The organism is Arthrobacter koreensis (assembly GCF_009193255.1).
GTDB lineage: Bacteria > Actinomycetota > Actinomycetes > Actinomycetales > Micrococcaceae > Arthrobacter_B > Arthrobacter_B koreensis.
This window is the reverse complement of the sequence record NZ_WACG01000001.1, coordinates 1,360,243-1,377,602: the sequence shown is the minus strand read 5'-3', so window position 1 is coordinate 1,377,602 and position 17,360 is coordinate 1,360,243. Positions and strand designations below refer to the sequence as shown.

General features: G+C 66.7%; 15 protein-coding genes. 7 read left to right on the top strand and 8 right to left on the bottom strand.

All coding sequences use genetic code 11. The features are described from left to right. Window positions 1-60: 60 nt before the first annotated feature. Window positions 61-411, bottom strand: a complete 351-nt coding sequence (locus GD628_RS06555; RefSeq protein ID WP_091600748.1) for a thiamine-binding protein — start codon at window positions 409-411, stop codon at window positions 61-63. A 61-nt stretch (window positions 412-472) separates the two neighbouring features. After that, on the bottom strand, window positions 473-2,005 hold the full coding sequence (locus tag GD628_RS06550; RefSeq protein ID WP_152274155.1) for an amino acid permease: 1,533 nt from the start codon (window positions 2,003-2,005) through the stop codon (window positions 473-475). A 154-nt stretch (window positions 2,006-2,159) separates the two neighbouring features. On the opposite strand from GD628_RS06550, the gene pta reads away from it, so the two are divergent. The 4 genes from pta (at window position 2,160) to GD628_RS06530 (ending at window position 7,242) form a co-directional block, all read left to right on the top strand. After that, window positions 2,160-4,232 (top strand): phosphate acetyltransferase, encoded by a 2,073-nt coding sequence (pta, locus tag GD628_RS06545; protein ID WP_091600750.1) that lies wholly within the window; start codon window positions 2,160-2,162, stop codon window positions 4,230-4,232. After that, window positions 4,233-5,366, top strand: coding sequence for an acetate/propionate family kinase (locus GD628_RS06540; RefSeq protein WP_152274154.1), 1,134 nt, complete (start codon window positions 4,233-4,235; stop codon window positions 5,364-5,366). Between the two features lie 157 nt (window positions 5,367-5,523). Then, entirely contained in the window at window positions 5,524-5,913 is a 390-nt protein-coding gene (locus GD628_RS06535) for a hypothetical protein (protein ID WP_091600752.1), read from the top strand. A 144-nt stretch (window positions 5,914-6,057) separates the two neighbouring features. Next, on the top strand, window positions 6,058-7,242 hold the full coding sequence (locus tag GD628_RS06530) for a zinc-dependent alcohol dehydrogenase (protein WP_091600753.1): 1,185 nt from the start codon (window positions 6,058-6,060) through the stop codon (window positions 7,240-7,242). 71 nt (window positions 7,243-7,313) lie between these two features. Here GD628_RS06530 and GD628_RS06525 read toward each other — a convergent pair whose 3' ends face one another. Genes GD628_RS06525 through GD628_RS06515 form a run of 3 tightly spaced genes read right to left on the bottom strand, consistent with a single transcriptional unit; the run spans window position 7,314 to window position 10,455 of the window. Beyond that, window positions 7,314-7,709: a DoxX family protein gene (locus tag GD628_RS06525; protein WP_152274153.1), complete on the bottom strand. Its 396-nt coding sequence runs from the start codon at window positions 7,707-7,709 to the stop codon at window positions 7,314-7,316. Continuing rightward, entirely contained in the window at window positions 7,706-9,559 is a 1,854-nt protein-coding gene (locus GD628_RS06520; protein WP_264372043.1) for a glycoside hydrolase family 15 protein, read from the bottom strand. The genes GD628_RS06525 and GD628_RS06520 overlap by 4 nt, the downstream gene beginning before the upstream one ends. Window positions 9,560-9,573: 14 nt before the next feature. Then, window positions 9,574-10,455, bottom strand: coding sequence for a glycerophosphodiester phosphodiesterase (locus GD628_RS06515; RefSeq protein ID WP_152274151.1), 882 nt, complete (start codon window positions 10,453-10,455; stop codon window positions 9,574-9,576). A 241-nt stretch (window positions 10,456-10,696) separates the two neighbouring features. On the opposite strand from GD628_RS06515, the gene GD628_RS06510 reads away from it, so the two are divergent. Continuing rightward, window positions 10,697-11,902 carry a DUF445 domain-containing protein gene (locus GD628_RS06510; RefSeq protein WP_226802390.1) on the top strand — a complete coding sequence of 402 codons (1,206 nt, stop codon included), beginning with the start codon at window positions 10,697-10,699 and terminating at the stop codon, window positions 11,900-11,902. A 13-nt stretch (window positions 11,903-11,915) separates the two neighbouring features. Here the strand turns inward: GD628_RS06510 and GD628_RS06505 are convergent, their stop codons facing one another. The 3 genes from GD628_RS06505 to GD628_RS06495 all read right to left on the bottom strand — a co-directional run bounded on the left by GD628_RS06505 (window position 11,916) and on the right by GD628_RS06495 (window position 13,876). After that, a complete protein-coding gene (locus tag GD628_RS06505; RefSeq protein WP_091600758.1) occupies window positions 11,916-12,671 on the bottom strand; it encodes a hypothetical protein in 756 nt (251 codons plus the stop codon). Window positions 12,672-12,812: 141 nt separating this feature from the next. Then, entirely contained in the window at window positions 12,813-13,079 is a 267-nt protein-coding gene (locus GD628_RS06500) for a GlsB/YeaQ/YmgE family stress response membrane protein (RefSeq protein WP_091600759.1), read from the bottom strand. Between the two features lie 149 nt (window positions 13,080-13,228). Continuing rightward, a complete protein-coding gene (locus GD628_RS06495; RefSeq protein ID WP_152274149.1) occupies window positions 13,229-13,876 on the bottom strand; it encodes an alpha/beta hydrolase in 648 nt (215 codons plus the stop codon). A gap of 149 nt (window positions 13,877-14,025) precedes the next feature. Here GD628_RS06495 and GD628_RS06490 point away from each other — a divergent pair, with 149 nt between their 5' ends. Further along, window positions 14,026-15,087, top strand: coding sequence for a 1-phosphofructokinase family hexose kinase (locus tag GD628_RS06490; protein ID WP_152274148.1), 1,062 nt, complete (start codon window positions 14,026-14,028; stop codon window positions 15,085-15,087). After that, entirely contained in the window at window positions 15,087-17,333 is a 2,247-nt protein-coding gene (locus GD628_RS06485; protein ID WP_152274147.1) for a PTS fructose transporter subunit IIABC, read from the top strand. Before GD628_RS06490 ends, GD628_RS06485 begins: the two co-directional genes overlap by 1 nt. Window positions 17,334-17,360 lie beyond the last annotated feature (27 nt).

The following is a 17,360-nucleotide window of genomic DNA, read 5'->3' as shown; positions in this document are numbered from 1 at the left end:
GGTCTCAGATCCGGACAACCAGGACGCCCCCGGGACACCGACGGTCCCGGGGGCGGGGGGCTAGGAGTGGCCCCGGTATTCGTCCTCAGCCGCGAGCACCTGTTCCAGCCGCTCAACCTTGCCGGTGAGTTCTCCGGTATGCCCCGGGCGGATGTCCGCCTTGAGCACCAGGGAAACCCGGCTTCCGTACCGGCCCACGGCTTCGGTGGCACGGCGGATCACATCCATGACCTCATCCCATTCACCCTCGATCGTGGTGAACATGGCGTCCGTGCGGTTCGGCAGGCCGGACTGGCGGACGATTTTGACGGCGGCGGCAACGGCGTCGTGCACCGAGGCATCCGCGGACGGACCTCCGGGACCTGTTTCGGGGCCGACACCGGACGGGGCAACTGAAAAGGCTACTAGCATGCGCCCAGTCTGCCACCGGAGGCAGCGAACCTGAACTGTTCCGCCGCGCGGCGGACCAGGACTACTGCTCCGAGGGTGCCTGCGGTGCGGCCGCGGTGGCACCTCCGGCCGGCAGCGCTTCGGCGTTCTTCGGATTCAGCCGGGAACGGCGCCGTCCGTAAACGAAGTACAGCAGGAAGCCGAACGCCAGCCAGAACAGGAAGTAAATCCAGGTTTCAACGGACAGGTTGGTCATCAGGTACACGCACAGGATGGTGGAGAGCACCGGAAGCACCGGGCCGAACGGCACCCGGAAGGCGGGCTTGAGGTCCGGGCGCTTGCGGCGCAGCACCAGCACGCCGGCGCTGACCACCACGAACGCGGAGAGCGTGCCGATGTTGATCATTTCCTCCAGCACATCCACCTGCGTAAAGCCGGCCACCAGGGCCACCAGGACGCCGCAGAGGATCTGCAGGCGGGCCGGCGTGGAGTGCTTGGAACTGGTCCGGGACAGTGTGCGGGGCAGCAGCCCGTCGCGGGACATGGCCAGCACCACGCGGGCCAGGCCCATCAGCAGCACCATGATCACGGTGGTCAGGCCGATCAGCGAGCCGATGGCGATGATCTGCGCAGCGCCGGTGTTGCCCACCAGGCTGAAGGCCGTAGCCAGGTTGGGTGCTTCAACCGAGGCGAGCTCGGTGTAGGAAACCATGCCGGTCAGTGCCAGGGAGACGCCGATGTACAGGGCGGTGACAACGGCCAGGCCGGCGAAGATGCCGCGGGGCAGGGTGCGTCCGGGATTCTTGACCTCTTCCGCGGAGGTGGCCACGACGTCGAACCCAATGAAGGCGAAGAACACCACTGCCGCACCCGCAAAGACACCCAGCACGCCGTACTGGGCCGGGGCTGCGCCGGTCATGAAGGAGAAGAGCGACTGCGCCATCACACCCTCGGTACCGGCAGATTCGGTGGAAACCGCATCCGGAATGAACGGGGTGTAGTTCTCGAAGTCGATGTAGAAGAACCCGACCACGATCACGAACAGCACGACGCCGATCTTGACCAGCGTGAAGATGTTGCCAACGCGGGCGGAGAGCTTGGTGCCCATCACGAGCAGCACGGTGAAGAGGGCCACGATCAGGAACGGGCCCCAGGTCATGTCCACCGGGCCGAGGGAAATGGTGGGCGGAATGTCCCAGCCGATCAGCCCAAAGACCTCACTGAGGTAGATCCCCCAGTACTTGGCGATCACGGCCGCAGCCGTGAAGAGTTCAAGGATGAGGTTCCAGCCGATGATCCAGGCGATCAGCTCGCCCATGGTGGCGTACGTGAAGACGTACGCGGAACCGGCAACCGGGATGGCCGTGGCGAACTCCGCGTAGCACATGATCGCCAGGGCGCAGGTGACGGCGGCAAGGATGAAGGACAGCGTGACTGCCGGACCGGAGAACTGGGCGGCGGCTTTGGCTCCGACGGAGAAGATGCCGGCGCCCACGGCCACGGCCACGCCCATGATCATCAGGTCCCACGTAGTCAGGGACCGTTTGAGGCGTCTGCCCTCCTCATCGGCGTCTGCGAGTGATTGCTCAATTGGCTTGGTGCGGAACAGGCTCACTTGCTTTGGTCCTTGCTGTGGGGGATGCCAGGAACGGTCATTAGAAGGCCGCGGGTACAAGTGTAAACGCACGCTGCTGGCTAAGTGCAGTTGGCTTTGCAAGTATGGATTAAGCCTGTCTGCGCGGGCGCCTTCCTACAGAACGGACATCGCCATGGCCCGAGGAATCTACGTGAGCGCCATGACTCCGGGATCCGGCAAGTCCCTGATCAGCCTTGGCCTCGCGGACATGCTCCAGCGGCACGCGGACCGGATCGGCTTCTTCCGCCCGATCGTGGAGGGCACCGACCGCGACAATGATCCGATGGTGCGGCTGATGCAGCGCCGCTTCGACCTGAGCACCTCAAACTGCCGCGGCGGGCTGACCCGCCAGGAGCTGCGCGCGCTGCTGGTTGCCGGAGAACGCGGCGAGGTGGATGCCCGCTGCCTGGCTGTCTACAGCGAAATCGCGGCGAACTGTGACGTGGTGATCGTGGAGGGTACGGACCTTTCAGGGCACGACGTCGCCCTGGAGTTCGATCTCAACGCGCGCCTTGCGAACAACCTCGGTGCCATGGTCATGGCGGTGGTGAACGCCCAGGACCTGGGCGTGGAAGAGGTAGCCGACGCCGTTGACGTGGCCCGCCGCGAACTCGCCGCCGCCAAGTGCGATCTGCTGGCCGTCATGGTGAACCGTGCCGGCGAAGGCGCCGTCGATGAACTGCGTGCCCATGTCCGGCCGGGGGCCTCCCACCGTCCGGTCTACGTCCTGCCGGAACTGCCCGAGATCTCCCAGCCCTCAGTCTCCGAGGTGGCCAGGGCACTCACCGCCCGGCAGATTGCCGGCAGCCGTTCGCTGGAACGCGACGTCACCGGGGTGAAGGTGGCTGCGATGACGGTGGGGAACTTCATCGGACAGCTGGCAGACGGCTCGCTGGTGATCGCACCCGGTGACCGGGCGGATGTGATGGTGGCAGCGCTGGCATCCTCCTTCTCCTCCGAGTTCCCGGTCCCCAGCGGCATGATCCTCACCGGCGGCCTTCCCCTGGAGGCCGGGATCCTGGCACTTCTGGCCCAGGCGCCGTTCCCGGTCTTCGCCGTTGACTCGGACACGTATGCCGCAGCACGGGACGTGAGCAACGTCCGCGGCGAAATCGCTACGGGCCAGCCGCGCAAGGTGGCAGCGGCGCTGGGCATCTGGTCCCGCTACGTGGACGAAGCCGAACTGCTCGAACGCCTGGAGCTTCCCCGCCCGGAGAAGACGACGCCGCTGCGGTTCCTGAACGAGCTGATTGTCCGGGCCCGCACCAAGCGGCAGCACATTGTCCTGCCCGAAGGCCTGGACGTACGGATCCTTCGCGCGGCCGAGATCCTGCGGCGCCGCGACGTATGTGCCCTGACCCTGCTGGGGCCTGCTGACGAAGTGCGGGAGCTGGCCGCCAGCGAAGGCATTGACCTCAGCGGAATCACCGTGATCAACCCGGCAACCAGCGGGATGCGGGACGATTTCGCGCGGGAGTACCAGCAGCTGCGGGCCAGGAAGGGCGTGACCTTCGAGGACGCCGCCGAACGTATGCTTCAGGGCGCATACTTTGGCACCATGATGGTGAAGCTGGGCAGGGTGGACGGAATGGTGTCCGGCGCGGCCCACACCACGGCCAACACCATCCGGCCGGCGCTGGAATTCATCCGCACCCGCGAGAACGTGCAGATTGTCTCCTCCGTGTTCCTGATGCTGCTCCAGGACCGCGTGCTGGTTTACGGTGACTGTGCGGTAAATCCGGAACCGGACGCCGCGCAGCTCGCGGACATTGCCCTGGCCTCCGCGGCCACGGCTGAGCAGTTCGGTATTACGCCGCGGGTCGCCATGCTCTCCTACTCCACGGGCGCTTCCGGCAAGGGGGACTCGGTGGAGAAGGTGCGCGAGGCCACTGAACTGGTCCGCAAGGCCCGGCCGGAGCTGCCGGTGGAGGGTCCCATCCAGTACGACGCCGCGGTTGACGCTTCGGTAGCGGCGTCCAAGGCCCCCGGATCCACTGTGGCCGGCCAGGCCACGGTGTTCATCTTCCCGGACCTGAATACCGGCAACAACACGTACAAGGCAGTCCAGCAGTCCGCGGGCGCAGTGGCAGTCGGCCCGATCCTGCAGGGACTGCGCAAACCGGTCAACGACCTTTCCCGCGGCTGCACTGTCGACGACATCGTCAACACAGTGGCCATCACCGCCGTCCAGGCGCAGGAGGACTAAATGCTGGTTCTAGTGGTCAACTCCGGATCCTCGTCCCTGAAGTACCAGGTGCGGGACACGGATACCCGCGAGGTTGTGGCCAAGGGCCTCATTGACCGTATAGGCGGCCAGGAGGTCCCGGACCATCACGAGGCACTGGTGCGGCTGCACCGGGATGTCGCGGAAGCCCTGGACGGAAAGTCCATTGACGCCGTCGGGCACCGCGTGGTCCACGGCGGCGAGCGCTTCAGCCAGCCGGTCCTGGTGGACAACGAGATCACCCGCACCATCGAGCGCCTCAGCCCGCTGGCTCCGCTGCACAATCCGGCCAGTGCCATGGGCATCCGCGCGGTAGCCGACCTGTATCCGGACATCCCGCAGGTGGCAGTCTTTGACACGGCGTTCCACCGCACCCTTCCCCAGCGCGCGTGGCGCTACGCCATTCCGCAGTCCCTGTACCGGCGCTACGGAATCCGCTGCTACGGCTTCCACGGGACCAGCTGTGACTATGTGAGCGGGCTCGCCGCGGATTTCCTGGGTGTGCCGGTGGACAATTTCGACGCCGTGATCGCCCACCTGGGCAACGGCGCCTCCGTCACGGCCCTCAAGGACGGCCGGAGCATCGACACATCCATGGGCTTCACGCCCATGGCCGGGCTGGTCATGGGAACCCGGTCCGGGGACATCGACCCGTCCATCCTGGTGTTCCTGGGCCGGGAGGGCTACGGTCCGGATGACATCGACAACCTGCTGAACCGGGAATCCGGGCTCCTGGCACTGGGCGGCGCGGCAGATATGCGTGAGGTGGAACAGGAGGCCGCCGCCGGCAATGAGCAGGCACGGCTGGCCCTCGAAATAGCCGCCTACCGGCTGGCGAAGTACATCGGCGCCTACCACGTGGCCGTGGGAGGGGCGAAGGCCATCATCTTCACTGCCGGGATCGGTGAGAACGCCGATGAATTCAGGGCACAGGTGGTGGACCTGCTCGGAGCCCTGAATGTGCGCCTTGACCCGGAGGCCAACGCAGTGCGCTCGAAAGAGGTCCGCAGGATCAGTTCCGCGGATTCAGCCATCGACGTGCTGGTGGTCCCAACGGATGAAGAGGAAGCGATCGCGGAGGCAACCGTGGACACGGTGCTGGCCGCGGGACGCTGATAACCACTCCGGACACCGGAGCACCGCAACCCTACCGGCGGATACCGGTCCATTCCCGCTGACGAGCCCCTCCGAAGGCGACACGGCCCGCCGTCCGTTGCTATATTTCAGGTCAGGTTAAGCAGAGGCCGCGGATTCTCTTGTACGTGGAGCTGGCATGGAGCACACCCTGCGGGTACTGGTACGAATCGACACGAAGACCTCATCCGCCTGCATCGAAGTACGTGGATGCCTGGTGCCGGAAAACTGCGGCGACCTGATCGGCATCCTTCGGCATACCGCCGCGCTGGGCGCCCACCTGGTAGTGAACCTCTCCCGCGCCTCCCATTTGGACGTGCTGGCCCTGGACGAGCTGCTCGCCCGGGCAGACGAAGTACCCTCACAGCCGATTGCCGGCGGACACACCACGGTGTCGGTGCAGATTCCGGAACGGCTGCCCGCATGCCTTCCGCCGGTGCCGGCGCACGCGAACCCCCTGGACAATGAACTGGCCTTCGAGCTGGCATTCCTGCAGCGCAGCACTGAGGTTTTCCGCCGTCCGGGATAGCGCCCGTCCGCACCGCCGGGGCACCTTTCCAACCCGCCTGCCGGGTCGCCGGCCGAAATCCGCCGCGCCGAAAAAATTGTCAGCAGGCTTACGAATTTGGCACGATAGGAGAACTTATCCCTCAGCAACCAGCAGGAGGTCAGCATGAAAGCAGTTACGTGGCAGGGCAAGCGGAAAGTCAGCGTCGAAGAAGTTCCGGATCCGGTGATCCAGGAACCCACCGATGCAATCATCCGGATCACCTCCACCGCACTGTGCGGCTCGGACCTTCACCTCTATGAGGTCCTTGGCCCCTACATGAACGCGGGGGACATCGTGGGCCATGAACCGATGGGCATCGTGGAAGAGGTCGGCAGCGCCGTCACCAACCTCAAGCGCGGCGACCGTGTGGTGATCCCCTTCCAGATCGCCTGCGGCAAATGCTTCATGTGCCGCCAGGGGCTGCAGACGCAGTGCGAGGTCACCCAGGTACGTGAAAAGGGTTCCGGAGCGGCACTGTTCGGTTACTCCGAGCTCTACGGCTCGGTTCCGGGCGGCCAGGCTGAGTTCCTGCGCGTTCCGCACGCTGACTACGGTCCCATCAAGGTCAGCTCCGAGGGCCCGGATGACAAGTACCTCTTCCTCTCCGACATCCTTCCCACCGCCTGGCAGGGCGTGCAGTACGCCAACGTGCCCGACGGCGGCACCCTCGCCGTCTACGGGCTGGGCCCTGTGGGCCAGTTCGCCGCGCGGATCGGCACCCACCTGGGCTACCGGGTCATCGGCATCGAGCCGGAAGCTGAGCGCCGTGACATGGCGGCCCGCCATGGCGCCGAGGTGGTGGACTTCTCCAAGGACCTTGGCGACCAGCTCCGCGACATGACCGATGGACGCGGGCCGGACTCGGTAGTGGACGCCGTGGGCATGGAGGCACACGGTTCCCATGCCGGTGCCTTCGCCCAGGCAGCGGTGGGACTGCTGCCTGACGCCCTGGCGCAGAAGGCAATGGAAACGGCGGGCACCGACCGCCTCGCCGTCCTGCACAGTGCAATCGACACGGTGCGGCGCGGCGGCACTATTTCGCTGAGCGGCGTCTACGGCGGCACAGCAAGCCCCATGCCGCTGATGACCATGTTCGACAAGCAGCTGAACTTCCGCATGGGCCAGGCCAACGTGAAGCGCTGGATCGATGACCTGCTGCCGCTGGTCGAGGACTCCGCGGATCCGCTGGGCGTCACGGACCTGGTCACGCACCGGGCCGGCCTGGAGGCCGCTCCGGAACTCTACGAGAAGTTCCAGAAGAAGGAAGACGGCTGCATCAAGGTGGTCTTCCAGCCCGGCCTGAACTAGGTCGAAGCTTAAAAAGGCTGTTCCCGTCCGGAATTCCGGACGGGAACAGCCTTTTCTGCGCTGTGGAGGCCCTAGCTTCGCAGGCTCCACGCCCAGCGGATGAGGGGAAGCTGCAGGGGCAGGCGCAGGGTGTGGACTAGCTTCTCCCGGTCCGAACCCCGTTCTCCGTAGGCGCGTTCAAGGGCACTGAGGTGCCCGGCGATGAACGCCACGTACATCAGGGCCGTCCCGGTGGCGGCCGCACGCCGGGTAGCGGGCAGCAGCAACGCACCGGCGGCGGCTGCCTCGATGGCTCCGCTGGCCTGGATCCACTGGCTGCGCGTGAGCACCCCGAAGCGGCCTCCCTTGTCCCGGCAGATGCTCCGGGGCACCACCGAAGCGTAGAACCCGGGGTCGCGGAAATGGTTGACGGCGCTGGCGGTGAGGAGGGCAGCCATGGCGGCGGCGGAGAGTTTCTGGTTGGTCATGGGCTGCTTTCCATCTCTTTGGCGGGCTGGGCACTACGGACGCGCTGTTCTGCTTCCGCCGCATGGATGGCATCCGCCGCGCGGACCAGGGCCAGATGCGAGAAGGCCTGCGGATAGTTGCCCGCCATGCGCCCGTTCACTGTGTCATATTCCTCACTCAGCAGCCCAACTTCATTGGCGTAGCCCACCAGCTGGTCCATCAGCCGGATCGCCTCGTCCAGCCGCCCGGTGTAGGCGTATTGCTCCACCAGCCAGAAACTGCACGCCAGGAAGGGGTTCTCCCCTGGTTCCAGCCCGTCAACACCTGTCCCGGTGCGGTAGCGCAGCAGCAGCCCCTGCTCGTTGAGCAGCTCCCGCTCCAGGAATGCCACGGTCCCGAGCATCCGCGGATCGTTGTAGTCCAGGAAACCGACGTGGGTGAGCTGCAGCAGGGACGCGTCCGCCTCGCAGGACCCGTAGCTCTGGACGAAGGTGTTCCGGGCAGTGTCGAAGCCGCGGTCCATAATTTCCTTGCGCAGCCCGTCGCGGAGGGCCTCCCACAGCTCCACCGGCCCGTCCATGGCTTTTCCCCGGGCAGCCTGCGCGGCGCGGTCGAATGCCGCCCACATCATGACCCGTGAATGGGTGAAGAAGCCGGGCTCTGCCCGCACCTCCCAGATTCCATGGTCCGGTTCCTCCATGTGCCGCTCCAGGAAACCCAGCAGGGCACGCTGCAGCGGCCACGAGAAGCTGTCCTCGGCCACCCCCCTGTCCCGCATCCGGGCCAGGGCCACCATCACCGTGCCAACGACGTCGGCCTGGTACTGCTCCACGGCGCCGTTGCCGAGCCGAACCGGGAGCGAACCCGCGTAGCCGGGGAACTGGGGAAGGATCCGCTCAGGCAGCTCGCGCCCTCCATCCACGGCGTACATGATCTGAAGGTCGTCCGGGTCTCCTGCAACCGCCCGCAGGAGCCAGTTCCGCCAGTGCTCGGCTTCGGCGTCGTACCCGTGGGTCATCATCGCTTCGAGGGTCAGGGCGGCGTCCCGCAGCCAGCAGTACCGGTAATCCCAGTTCCGGGAGCCGCCGTATTCCTCCGGCAGGGACATGGTGGGTGCCGCGACGATTCCGCCGGTGTCCTCATGGGTCAGCGCCCGCAGGACCAGCAGCGAGCGCCGGACCGGCAGCTGGTAGCGCTCCCGGTCAACGCAGAGCCCCGCCCAGCCCTGCCAGTACGCGGCGGTGCGGACCAGCCCTGCGTCGATGTCCACTTCCCCGGGAGTCTCCCGGTGCGAGGGATACCAGAGCAGCTCCAGGTCCACGGTCTCACCTGCCCGGACCAGGAACTCGCCGGTGTGCCGGTGGTCGCTGCCGTGCGGGATATTGCCGCCGTACAGCACCATGGCGCTGGGCCCGGCGATGCAGAGCAGCCGTTCGACGCCGTCCACCTTCTCCCGGCGCATCCAGGGCACCGTGGTTCCGTAGTTGAACCGGACTTCCAGCTCCTGCCGCATCAGCACGGCACCGCTCAGTCCTTCCACCCGCCGGATTACGGAGGCACGCCGGTCCTTCACGGGCATGAAGTCCGTCACGAGTACCTCACCGCCGTCAGTGCGCCAGCGGGTCTGCAGGATGAAGGTGGACTCCAGGTATTCCCGGCGCAGCACCCTGGCCCCGGTCTCCACCGGGGCTACCAGCCACCGCCCGTGGTCCTGGGTGCCCAGCAGCGCGCCGAAGACCGACGGCGAATCGAACCGCGGAAGGCACAGCCAGTCGATACTTCCGGACCGGGACACCAGGGCGCCGGTGTGGAGGTCCGAAATCAGGGCGTAATCCTCGATTGGAGTGGCCATTGCACCACTCAACCACAGGCCTGCCGTGGGGCCTACGGCTTCGGCGCTGCGGCTTGGTCGAGTCCGGCGAGGATGCCGCGCATCCGGGCGGGATAGTTCGTGGTGAATTCCCGGACTCCCAGAGCGTAGGCGAACTCCGCATCCGCGGGCTCGTCCACCGTCCAGGCCCGTACCGTGCGGCCGGCCTTCACCCACTCCGAAACGAGCCCCGGATTGGCGTGGAGGAATTCAACGCCCGGACCGGCGATTCCGGCTGTCCCGGAGGCGAGCAGTGCCTTGGCTTCGGCCAGCCCTGATTCAAGCACCGTCCGGGCGTCGCTGCCTTCCGGCAGCACCGCTGACGCTTCCGCTATGGCCGCGGCATCGACGTCGGACACCAGCTGGCACACAAACCGTGCCTCCACGCTGCGGCGCAGGTGGGCAACGGACTCCGGGCTGAAGCTCATGAAGCTGACGTGGATATTGGCCAGGCGTGACGTGCCCGCATCCCAGCCCCTGGCCGCCAGGAGCGAAAGGACGGTGTCCTCCAGCTTCAGGCCGAACGGCCCCGGCTGCTTGAATTCAACGGCCAGTCCCACATCCCGTCCTGCCCCCAGGAGCAGGTCCAGCAGTTCGTCCAGAGTGAGGAACTGCTCCGCTGCGCCGCCCCTGTCCGCCGGAATGTCCACGCCCTTCCACGTGCTGAAGTCCAGGCCCCGGAGCTGCTCGAGGGTGTAGCCGGAAACCGGCCCGGTGCCGTTGGAGGTGCGGTCCAGCACCGAGTCGTGGAGCAGGACCGGCTGAAGGTCCGAGCTGAGGTGGACATCGCACTCGACGCCGTCCGCGCCTTCCTGGAGCGCCTGCAGGTACGCGGCCCGCGTGTGCTCGGCATACTGTCCGCTGGCTCCGCGGTGGGCGTAGATCTGGGGCTGCACGTGTGGCCTTTCGCTCGGGTACGGCCTCCACGCTACGTGAGCACCGCTGAACCGTACTGCAGGCGCCGCCCATGCAGCGTGGCGCCGAGGCCGGGCTGCTGATTAGATGGCAGTGCGGAGACACACGCGGACTTCCCGCGCACCGGGAGACCGGCACCGCAACCGAGCTGGGACTGGAGGAGCGCCGGTGAGCACACCGCTGCTGGAAAAGGATGCCGTTAAAGCCGCGGCACTGCGCCGCATGAAGCTGGTGGCCACCGGGCTGCTGGTGCTTCTGGGCATCATCTTCGTGATTGCGTTCGCGCTCCAGGACCGTTATCCGTGGCTGCAGTACGTCCGGGCTGCCGCAGAAGGCGGAATGGTGGGTGCCCTGGCCGACTGGTTCGCGGTGACGGCCCTCTTCAAGCACCCGCTGGGCCTGAAGATCCCGCACACTGCGATCATTCCGCGCAACAAGGACCAGATTGGCGCCACCCTCGGCGACTTCGTGGAGGACAATTTCCTCTCCGACGAGGTGGTCAAGACCAAGCTCGATTCGATCGGCATAGCCCAGCGCGCCGGTGCCTGGCTGTCCCGGCCCGAGGGCGCCGAGCGGGTTGCCACCGAGGGCGCAGCTGCGATCCGCGGCATTCTCAGGGTCCTGGATGATGAGGCCGTGCGGGACGTCCTGGAGTCCATGTTCCGGCGCCACGTGGTGGATGTTCCCTGGGGTCCGCCGGTGGGACGCATGGCCGAGCGCATCTTCGAAGAGGGCCACCACCATCAGCTCGTGGACCTGCTGGTGGACAGCCTCAATGACTGGGTGCATCAGAATCCGGAGGTGGTGGCCCGGCTGGTAGCCGAGCGGTCGCCGTCGTGGGTTCCCAGCTTCCTCGATGACCTGGTGGGAGACCGGGTACAGGTGGAGCTCGGCCGGTTCCTGGACGCCGTACAGGACGACCCAAACCACCAGGTCCGCCGCTCACTGGATGAGTATCTCCGCGGCCTCGCCTCTGACCTGCAGCACGATCCCGGGGCCATGGCCAAGGCGGAGCGGATCAAGGAACAGGTGCTCGATGATCCCCGCGTGAAGGAACTCATGGCACAGACCTGGGCCACCATCAAGGGCGCGCTGGCCAACGCCGTGGATGACCCGGACAGCGAGCTCACCGCCAACTTCAAGTCTGCCGTCCAGGACTTCGGGACCCGGCTGGTGGCTGAACCCGAACTCGCCGCGAAGGTCAACGCCTACGTGGGCGACGCCGCCGGCTACCTGGTGCGGACGTACCGCAAGGATATTGCCGGCGTCATCACCGAAACCGTTGAACGCTGGGACGCCCAGGAGACGTCGGAGAAGATTGAGCTGCAGGTGGGCAAGGACCTGCAGTTCATCCGAATCAACGGAACGGTAGTGGGTTCGTTGGCAGGACTGGCCATCTTCTCGGTGGCCCACGCCATCTTCGGCTAGCGCACCAGCCGGGTTAGCTGCGTTCGCTGCTGCGGCTGTCCGGCAGATCCATGATTTCAGCGGCGAGTTCTCCGGGAATGGTATCGGGTGCTTCACCGAATGCCCGGTGCGCAGCCTTGATCACCGAGCGGCCCATGGTGTAGTTGCCGGCACCGCCAATCACGGCACCGACGCCCAGGGGCAGCGCACGTCCCACGATCACGGATCCCTGCCGGGCGAGCATCTTCTTGAGGAACTGCTTGCGGATAGTGGAGCCGATGCTGCCGAGCATGCCCGAGGACGCCCCGCCCAGCGCGCTCCCCCAGGGCTGGCCCTTGCTGAGCTGCTGCATCATGGCCGTTCCCTCTTCGCCGAGCATGATCGCCATGACCACGGTGCGGGACCGGTCCGGGTCCTGCAGGCGCACGCCGTGCAGCTCAGCCACGGACTGGGCGTACAGCGCCGTCGCTTCCAGGAAGCCAACGGTGGCTGCCACTGAAAGCCCCAGCGCCGCTGCGGTGCCAACTGCCGGAACAATCGCAGTGGCGCCAACCGCTGCTCCCCCGCCGGAGACTGCGGCGAGGTAGTGGTGCTCCAGGATCTTCACCAGCTCTGCGGCCGACGCATTCGGGTGCTTGCGCTGCAGCCGCCGAATGTTGGCCAGGACCAGGGGCCGCTGGACCTCAACGGCCCGCTCGATGCCCCTGGCAATATGGGTCTTGGGACGGCCGTCGCGGTCAAAGACGGCACCGCCGGCAAGCCGGAGTGCGCTGTTGGTCTTGAAGCCCATGGATGCTCCTTAGGTAGTGCCGGACACGGGGTCCGGGCGGCCGCTCGTCCAGCCTACGTGACTGGGCTTAACCGGAACGGGCCCACGGAATAGCTTCCGTGGGCCCGTTCGTGGCTGCGGGCGCTGCCCACATGCTGCTTACTAAGCGCGGGCGCCGCGCTTGGTGATCATGCCGTAAACCAGCAGCACGATGATCGAGCCGACGATGGCTACGAGCCAGGTCTGGATCGAGAAGAATTCTTCGAGGCCGACGCCGAAGATCGCGTTGCCAATGAAACCGCCCAGCAGGGCGCCTACGACGCCGAGAACCATAGTGATGATGATGCCGCCGCCCTGGCGGCCCGGGAGCAGTGCCTTAGCGATGGCGCCTGCAATGAGTCCCAGAATAAGGAAACCGATGATACCCATGAGAATGCTCCTTGCTGTGTGAGTGACTGGTGAAAGTCTGCGTGGCCTGTGGGCCGCGCTTTCAATAAGCGTACTTCATAAGCATGCTTACGCGCAGCCGTTTTCACATATGCAAGAAGTGCCGGAAAACATCATGCCTAGTCAGAGCGCTAATAAGGGGCCTTATTTTTTTCTGTCGAGAGGGCAAAAGCGCGCAGGAAGATGCCCACGTCCCGCATTTCGTCAGGGCCGATCCGGTGGCCCATGTCAGGGTAGGTGCGCGCGGTGAGGAGCGTGTTTGCTTCCAGCCACCGCTCTGCCTCGGTAACGGCGTCCGCATGGATCACCCAGTCCGCACGGTCCCTCCCCCAGAAGAAGGGCACCGGCCGGGCCAGCGGTTCTGCCATCGCCAGCAGCTCGCTGCGCACAACAAACCCGGACAGCCCAACCACACACGTGAACTCCTCCGGGCGCAGCCGCAGGGCGGTCACCGCCATCGCCATTCCCTGGGAGAATCCCAGCAGGGAGACACCGCTGAAATTTCCCTGCTGCTTGAGTTCGGAAACCGTGCTGAGGAGGCTGCTTCCCGCCGCCAGGACGTCCGCTTCGTCCGATTCCAGCATCGGGTCCAGGAGGAACCATCCACTGCGTCCGCCGACGTCGAATGGACCCCTGAGCGCGGCGCCGGTAATACCCTCCGGCAGATGCGGGAAGAGGGGCGTCAGGGCGGACTCGTCAGATCCGTAGCCGTGCAGCATGACAAGCAGGTGGGTTCCGCCGCGGGCGTCTTCCGGGGCGGACCAGGTAACCGGATGCATGCCCCCAGCCTAGGTGCCGCAGGGCACCTCCGGCGTTTGTGCCGCGCAGCCGCCGGCGGGCCACTGCCCCATTGCATTTGGCCTGACCGGGAACCTACCGTTGCAGACAGCGCATAGCCGTGCGTCGGGGCCACTGAATGCGGGGGCACATGTACGCAGGAACGAACCGGGGCGCCATCGTGACGCTCACCGCCAATCCGAGCCTTGACCGGACCATCGAGCTGTCAGGGGTACTTCTCCGCGGTGCCGTGCAGCGGGCCGCGGGGGTCCACGAAGAGCCCGGCGGCAAGGGCGTCAACGTCTGCCGGGCCCTTGCCGCGTCCGGCGTTCCTGCCGTGGCCGTGCTGCCGGGAGACAATGCCGATCCGGTGATTCAGGCGCTTCGAACCACGGGCATCGCCCACCGCAACCTGCCCATCGGTTCCCCGCTCCGGGCCAATCTCACGCTCACCGAACCGGACGGCACCACCACGAAGGTCAACCTCCCCGGGCCGGAACTCGGCGCCGCTGTGCAGGAGTCCCTGCTGGCCCTTGCCATTGACGCCTGCGGCGGGCCGGAGGGAACCAACCCCGCAGGATGGCTGGTCCTGGCGGGCTCGCTTCCGCCGGGTGTTCCGGCGGACTACTACGCGGTGGTAGCCCATGCCCTGCGTGCACGGTTCAACGCCGCAGCGCCGCTGCTGGCCATTGATTCCTCAGGCCCTCCCCTGCTGGGTGCCCTGCTGCACGACGCCGCGCCTGACCTGCTCAAGCCCAACGGGGAAGAACTCTCCGAAGTCACCGGCGTCGCCACTGGCGATGCGCTGGAAGCGGATCCGTCCCTGGCCGCCGGCGCCGCCATGACTTTGGTTGAACGCGGAGTTGGGGCGGTCCTGGCCACCCTGGGCGCCCGGGGCGCGCTCCTGGTAACGGCCGGCGGCGCGTGGCTGGCAACACGCCCGCCAGTTACCCCAAAGTCCACGGTTGGCGCCGGGGATTCATCGCTGGCCGGCTACCTGCTGGCCCACACTGAGGGACGGACACCGCCCGAGTGCCTCCGCCAGGCGGTAGCGCACGGCGCGGCCGCGGCTTCCCTGCCCGGAACCACCGTGCCTTCCCTCGACCAAACGGATCCCGGAGCCGTAACCGTGACCCCCCTTGAACTGCATCCGGTGCCTGCTTCAAGCACCGGACGCGGACCGGCTACACCCACGCCGAAGGAGCATTCCTGATGTCAGAGCTAATCACCCCGGAGCTGGTCACCCTTGACCAGGACCTCGGCGGCACCCGCGAAACGGTCATCCGCCATCTGGCTGAAAAGGTGGTTGCCGCGAGCCGGGCCACCACGCTGGAAGAGCTGTTCGCCGATGCCATGGCCAGGGAAAACAAAACGGCTACCGGAGTCCCGGGCGGAATCGCCATTCCGCACTGCCGTTCAGCAGCCGTGACCCAGGCATCCCTGGCGATGGCCCGGCTGAAGCCCCCGGTGGACTGGGGCGCGAAGGACGGTCCGGCGGACATCGTCTTCTTCATCGCAGCGCCGGAGGGCGCAGACCAGGAGCACCTCCAGCTGCTGGCAAAGCTGGCACGGTCCCTGATCAAGAAGGACTTCACGGCGTCCCTGCGCAGTGTGGAAACACCACAGGCAATCGTCGAGCTCGTGGACGGCGCACTGGGGCTGGGCCCGGTGCCGGAAACGGGCCAGTCCGGCAGCGCGGCGGCTTCGGCGTCAGACTCCGCCCCGGCAGGAGCAGGTTCCGGCACCTCCGGCGCCACCGCAGCCGGTGCCGCGGCGGGTGCAGCCGGTGCCGCGGCCGCGGGGGCCGGAGGAGCACACCGGGGTGCCCACGCCGAAAGCGCAGGCAGCGAGGGACCCGCCGGTCAGCGCAGTGGCGGCGAGCGCCGCGCCGGCGAGGTGCACGACGGCGGCGGGACGGCGACGTCGGGCGAGGCCCCCGCGTCGGCAACGGGTACTGCACCCGGACGCCTGGTGGCCGTAACGGCCTGCCCCACCGGAATTGCGCACACCTACATGGCCGCAGACTCCCTCGCTGCCGCAGCGGCGGAGCGCGGGATCGACCTGCAGGTTGAGACGCAGGGTTCGGCGGGCTCCACCCCGCTTGATCCCGAGGTCATCAGGAACGCGGATGCGGTGATCTTCGCCGTGGACGTCGATGTCCGGGACAAGGGCCGCTTCGCCGGAAAACCGGTGGTCAGCGGCCCGGTAAAGCGCGGCATCGATGAACCCGGAGTGATGATCGACGAGGCGCTGGCGGCGGCCAAGGACCCAAATGCCCGAAAGGTTACCGGCGGCGGCGGGACGGGCGGAGAAGAACGCGGTTCCGCCGGCGGTGAGAGCTTCGGCGGCCAGCTGAAGCGGGCCCTGCTCACCGGCGTTAGCTACATGATTCCGTTCGTCGCCGGCGGCGGCCTGCTGATCGCGCTCGGCTTCCTGCTGGGCGGCTACGAGCTGTCCCTTTCCAATGACGAAGGCGTTGCCAACGGTGACATCCTGCTGGACGGGACGAGCATCTTCTCCCTTCCCCCGGACGGGCTGCTGGCCTATCTGGGCGCGGTGTTCTGGAAGATCGGCAACATTTCGCTCGGATTCCTGGTCCCGGCCCTGGCCGGGTACATCGCCTACGCCCTGGCTGACCGTCCCGGCATCGCGCCCGGCTTTACCGCCGGCGCCGTCGCGCTCTACATGGACGCCGGGTTCCTCGGCGGCATTGCGGGAGGCCTGCTGGCCGGGTACGTGGCAATGTGGGTGGGCGGCTGGAAGGTGCCAAGCTGGCTGCGCGGACTGATGCCCGTGGTCATCATCCCGCTCATCGCCTCACTCATAGCCTCCGGTCTGCTGCTGCTGGTGCTCGGCGGGCCCATCGCCGCCCTCACGCTGGCCCTGAACGACTGGCTTTCCGGACTCACGGGCGTCGCAGCCATTGGCCTGGGCGTGATCCTCGGCCTGATGATGGGTGCGGACCTCGGCGGCCCCATCAACAAGGTGGCCTACGCCTTCGCAGTCGCCGGGCTCGGTGAGGGCGCCTTCGACAACCAGGCACCCTGGCAGATCATGGCCGCCGTCATGGCAGCCGGCATGGTTCCCCCGCTGGGCATGGCCCTTGCCACCGTTCTGGACAAGACCCAGTTCAGCATGGCGCTGCGGGAGAACGGCAAGGCCGCATGGGTCCTGGGCGCCGCCTTCATTTCCGAAGGCGCCATTCCGTTCGCCGCGTCGGATCCGCTGCGGGTGATCCCGTCCACCATGATCGGCGGCGCTGTTGCAGGCGGAATCTGCATGGCCGCGGGAGTGACCTCGCAGGCACCGCACGGCGGAATCTTCGTCTTCTTCGCCATCGGGAACTTCTTTATGTTCGTCGTGGCTATTCTTGCCGGTATGGTCGCCAGCGCACTGGTCCTGGTGGGGCTCAAACGCCTCACCGGATCGAAGAAGGCGGAGGAACCCGTTGTTGCCTAGGAATCCGGTTTTGGTTTACAGGAAGGT

Coding starts and splice junctions, on each gene's coding strand:
- GD628_RS06490 (WP_152274148.1), top strand. CDS start 14,026: ATGTACGCAGGAACGAACCGGGGCGCCATCGTGACGCTCACCGCCAAT.
- GD628_RS06485 (WP_152274147.1), top strand. CDS start 15,087: ATGTCAGAGCTAATCACCCCGGAGCTGGTCACCCTTGACCAGGACCTC.
- GD628_RS06525 (WP_152274153.1), bottom strand. CDS start 7,709: ATGACCAACCAGAAACTCTCCGCCGCCGCCATGGCTGCCCTCCTCACC.
- GD628_RS06535 (WP_091600752.1), top strand. CDS start 5,524: ATGGAGCACACCCTGCGGGTACTGGTACGAATCGACACGAAGACCTCA.
- GD628_RS06510 (WP_226802390.1), top strand. CDS start 10,697: ATGAAGCTGGTGGCCACCGGGCTGCTGGTGCTTCTGGGCATCATCTTC.
- GD628_RS06530 (WP_091600753.1), top strand. CDS start 6,058: ATGAAAGCAGTTACGTGGCAGGGCAAGCGGAAAGTCAGCGTCGAAGAA.
- pta (WP_091600750.1), top strand. CDS start 2,160: ATGGCCCGAGGAATCTACGTGAGCGCCATGACTCCGGGATCCGGCAAG.
- GD628_RS06540 (WP_152274154.1), top strand. CDS start 4,233: ATGCTGGTTCTAGTGGTCAACTCCGGATCCTCGTCCCTGAAGTACCAG.
- GD628_RS06555 (WP_091600748.1), bottom strand. CDS start 411: ATGCTAGTAGCCTTTTCAGTTGCCCCGTCCGGTGTCGGCCCCGAAACA.
- GD628_RS06505 (WP_091600758.1), bottom strand. CDS start 12,671: ATGGGCTTCAAGACCAACAGCGCACTCCGGCTTGCCGGCGGTGCCGTC.
- GD628_RS06495 (WP_152274149.1), bottom strand. CDS start 13,876: ATGCATCCGGTTACCTGGTCCGCCCCGGAAGACGCCCGCGGCGGAACC.
- GD628_RS06500 (WP_091600759.1), bottom strand. CDS start 13,079: ATGGGTATCATCGGTTTCCTTATTCTGGGACTCATTGCAGGCGCCATC.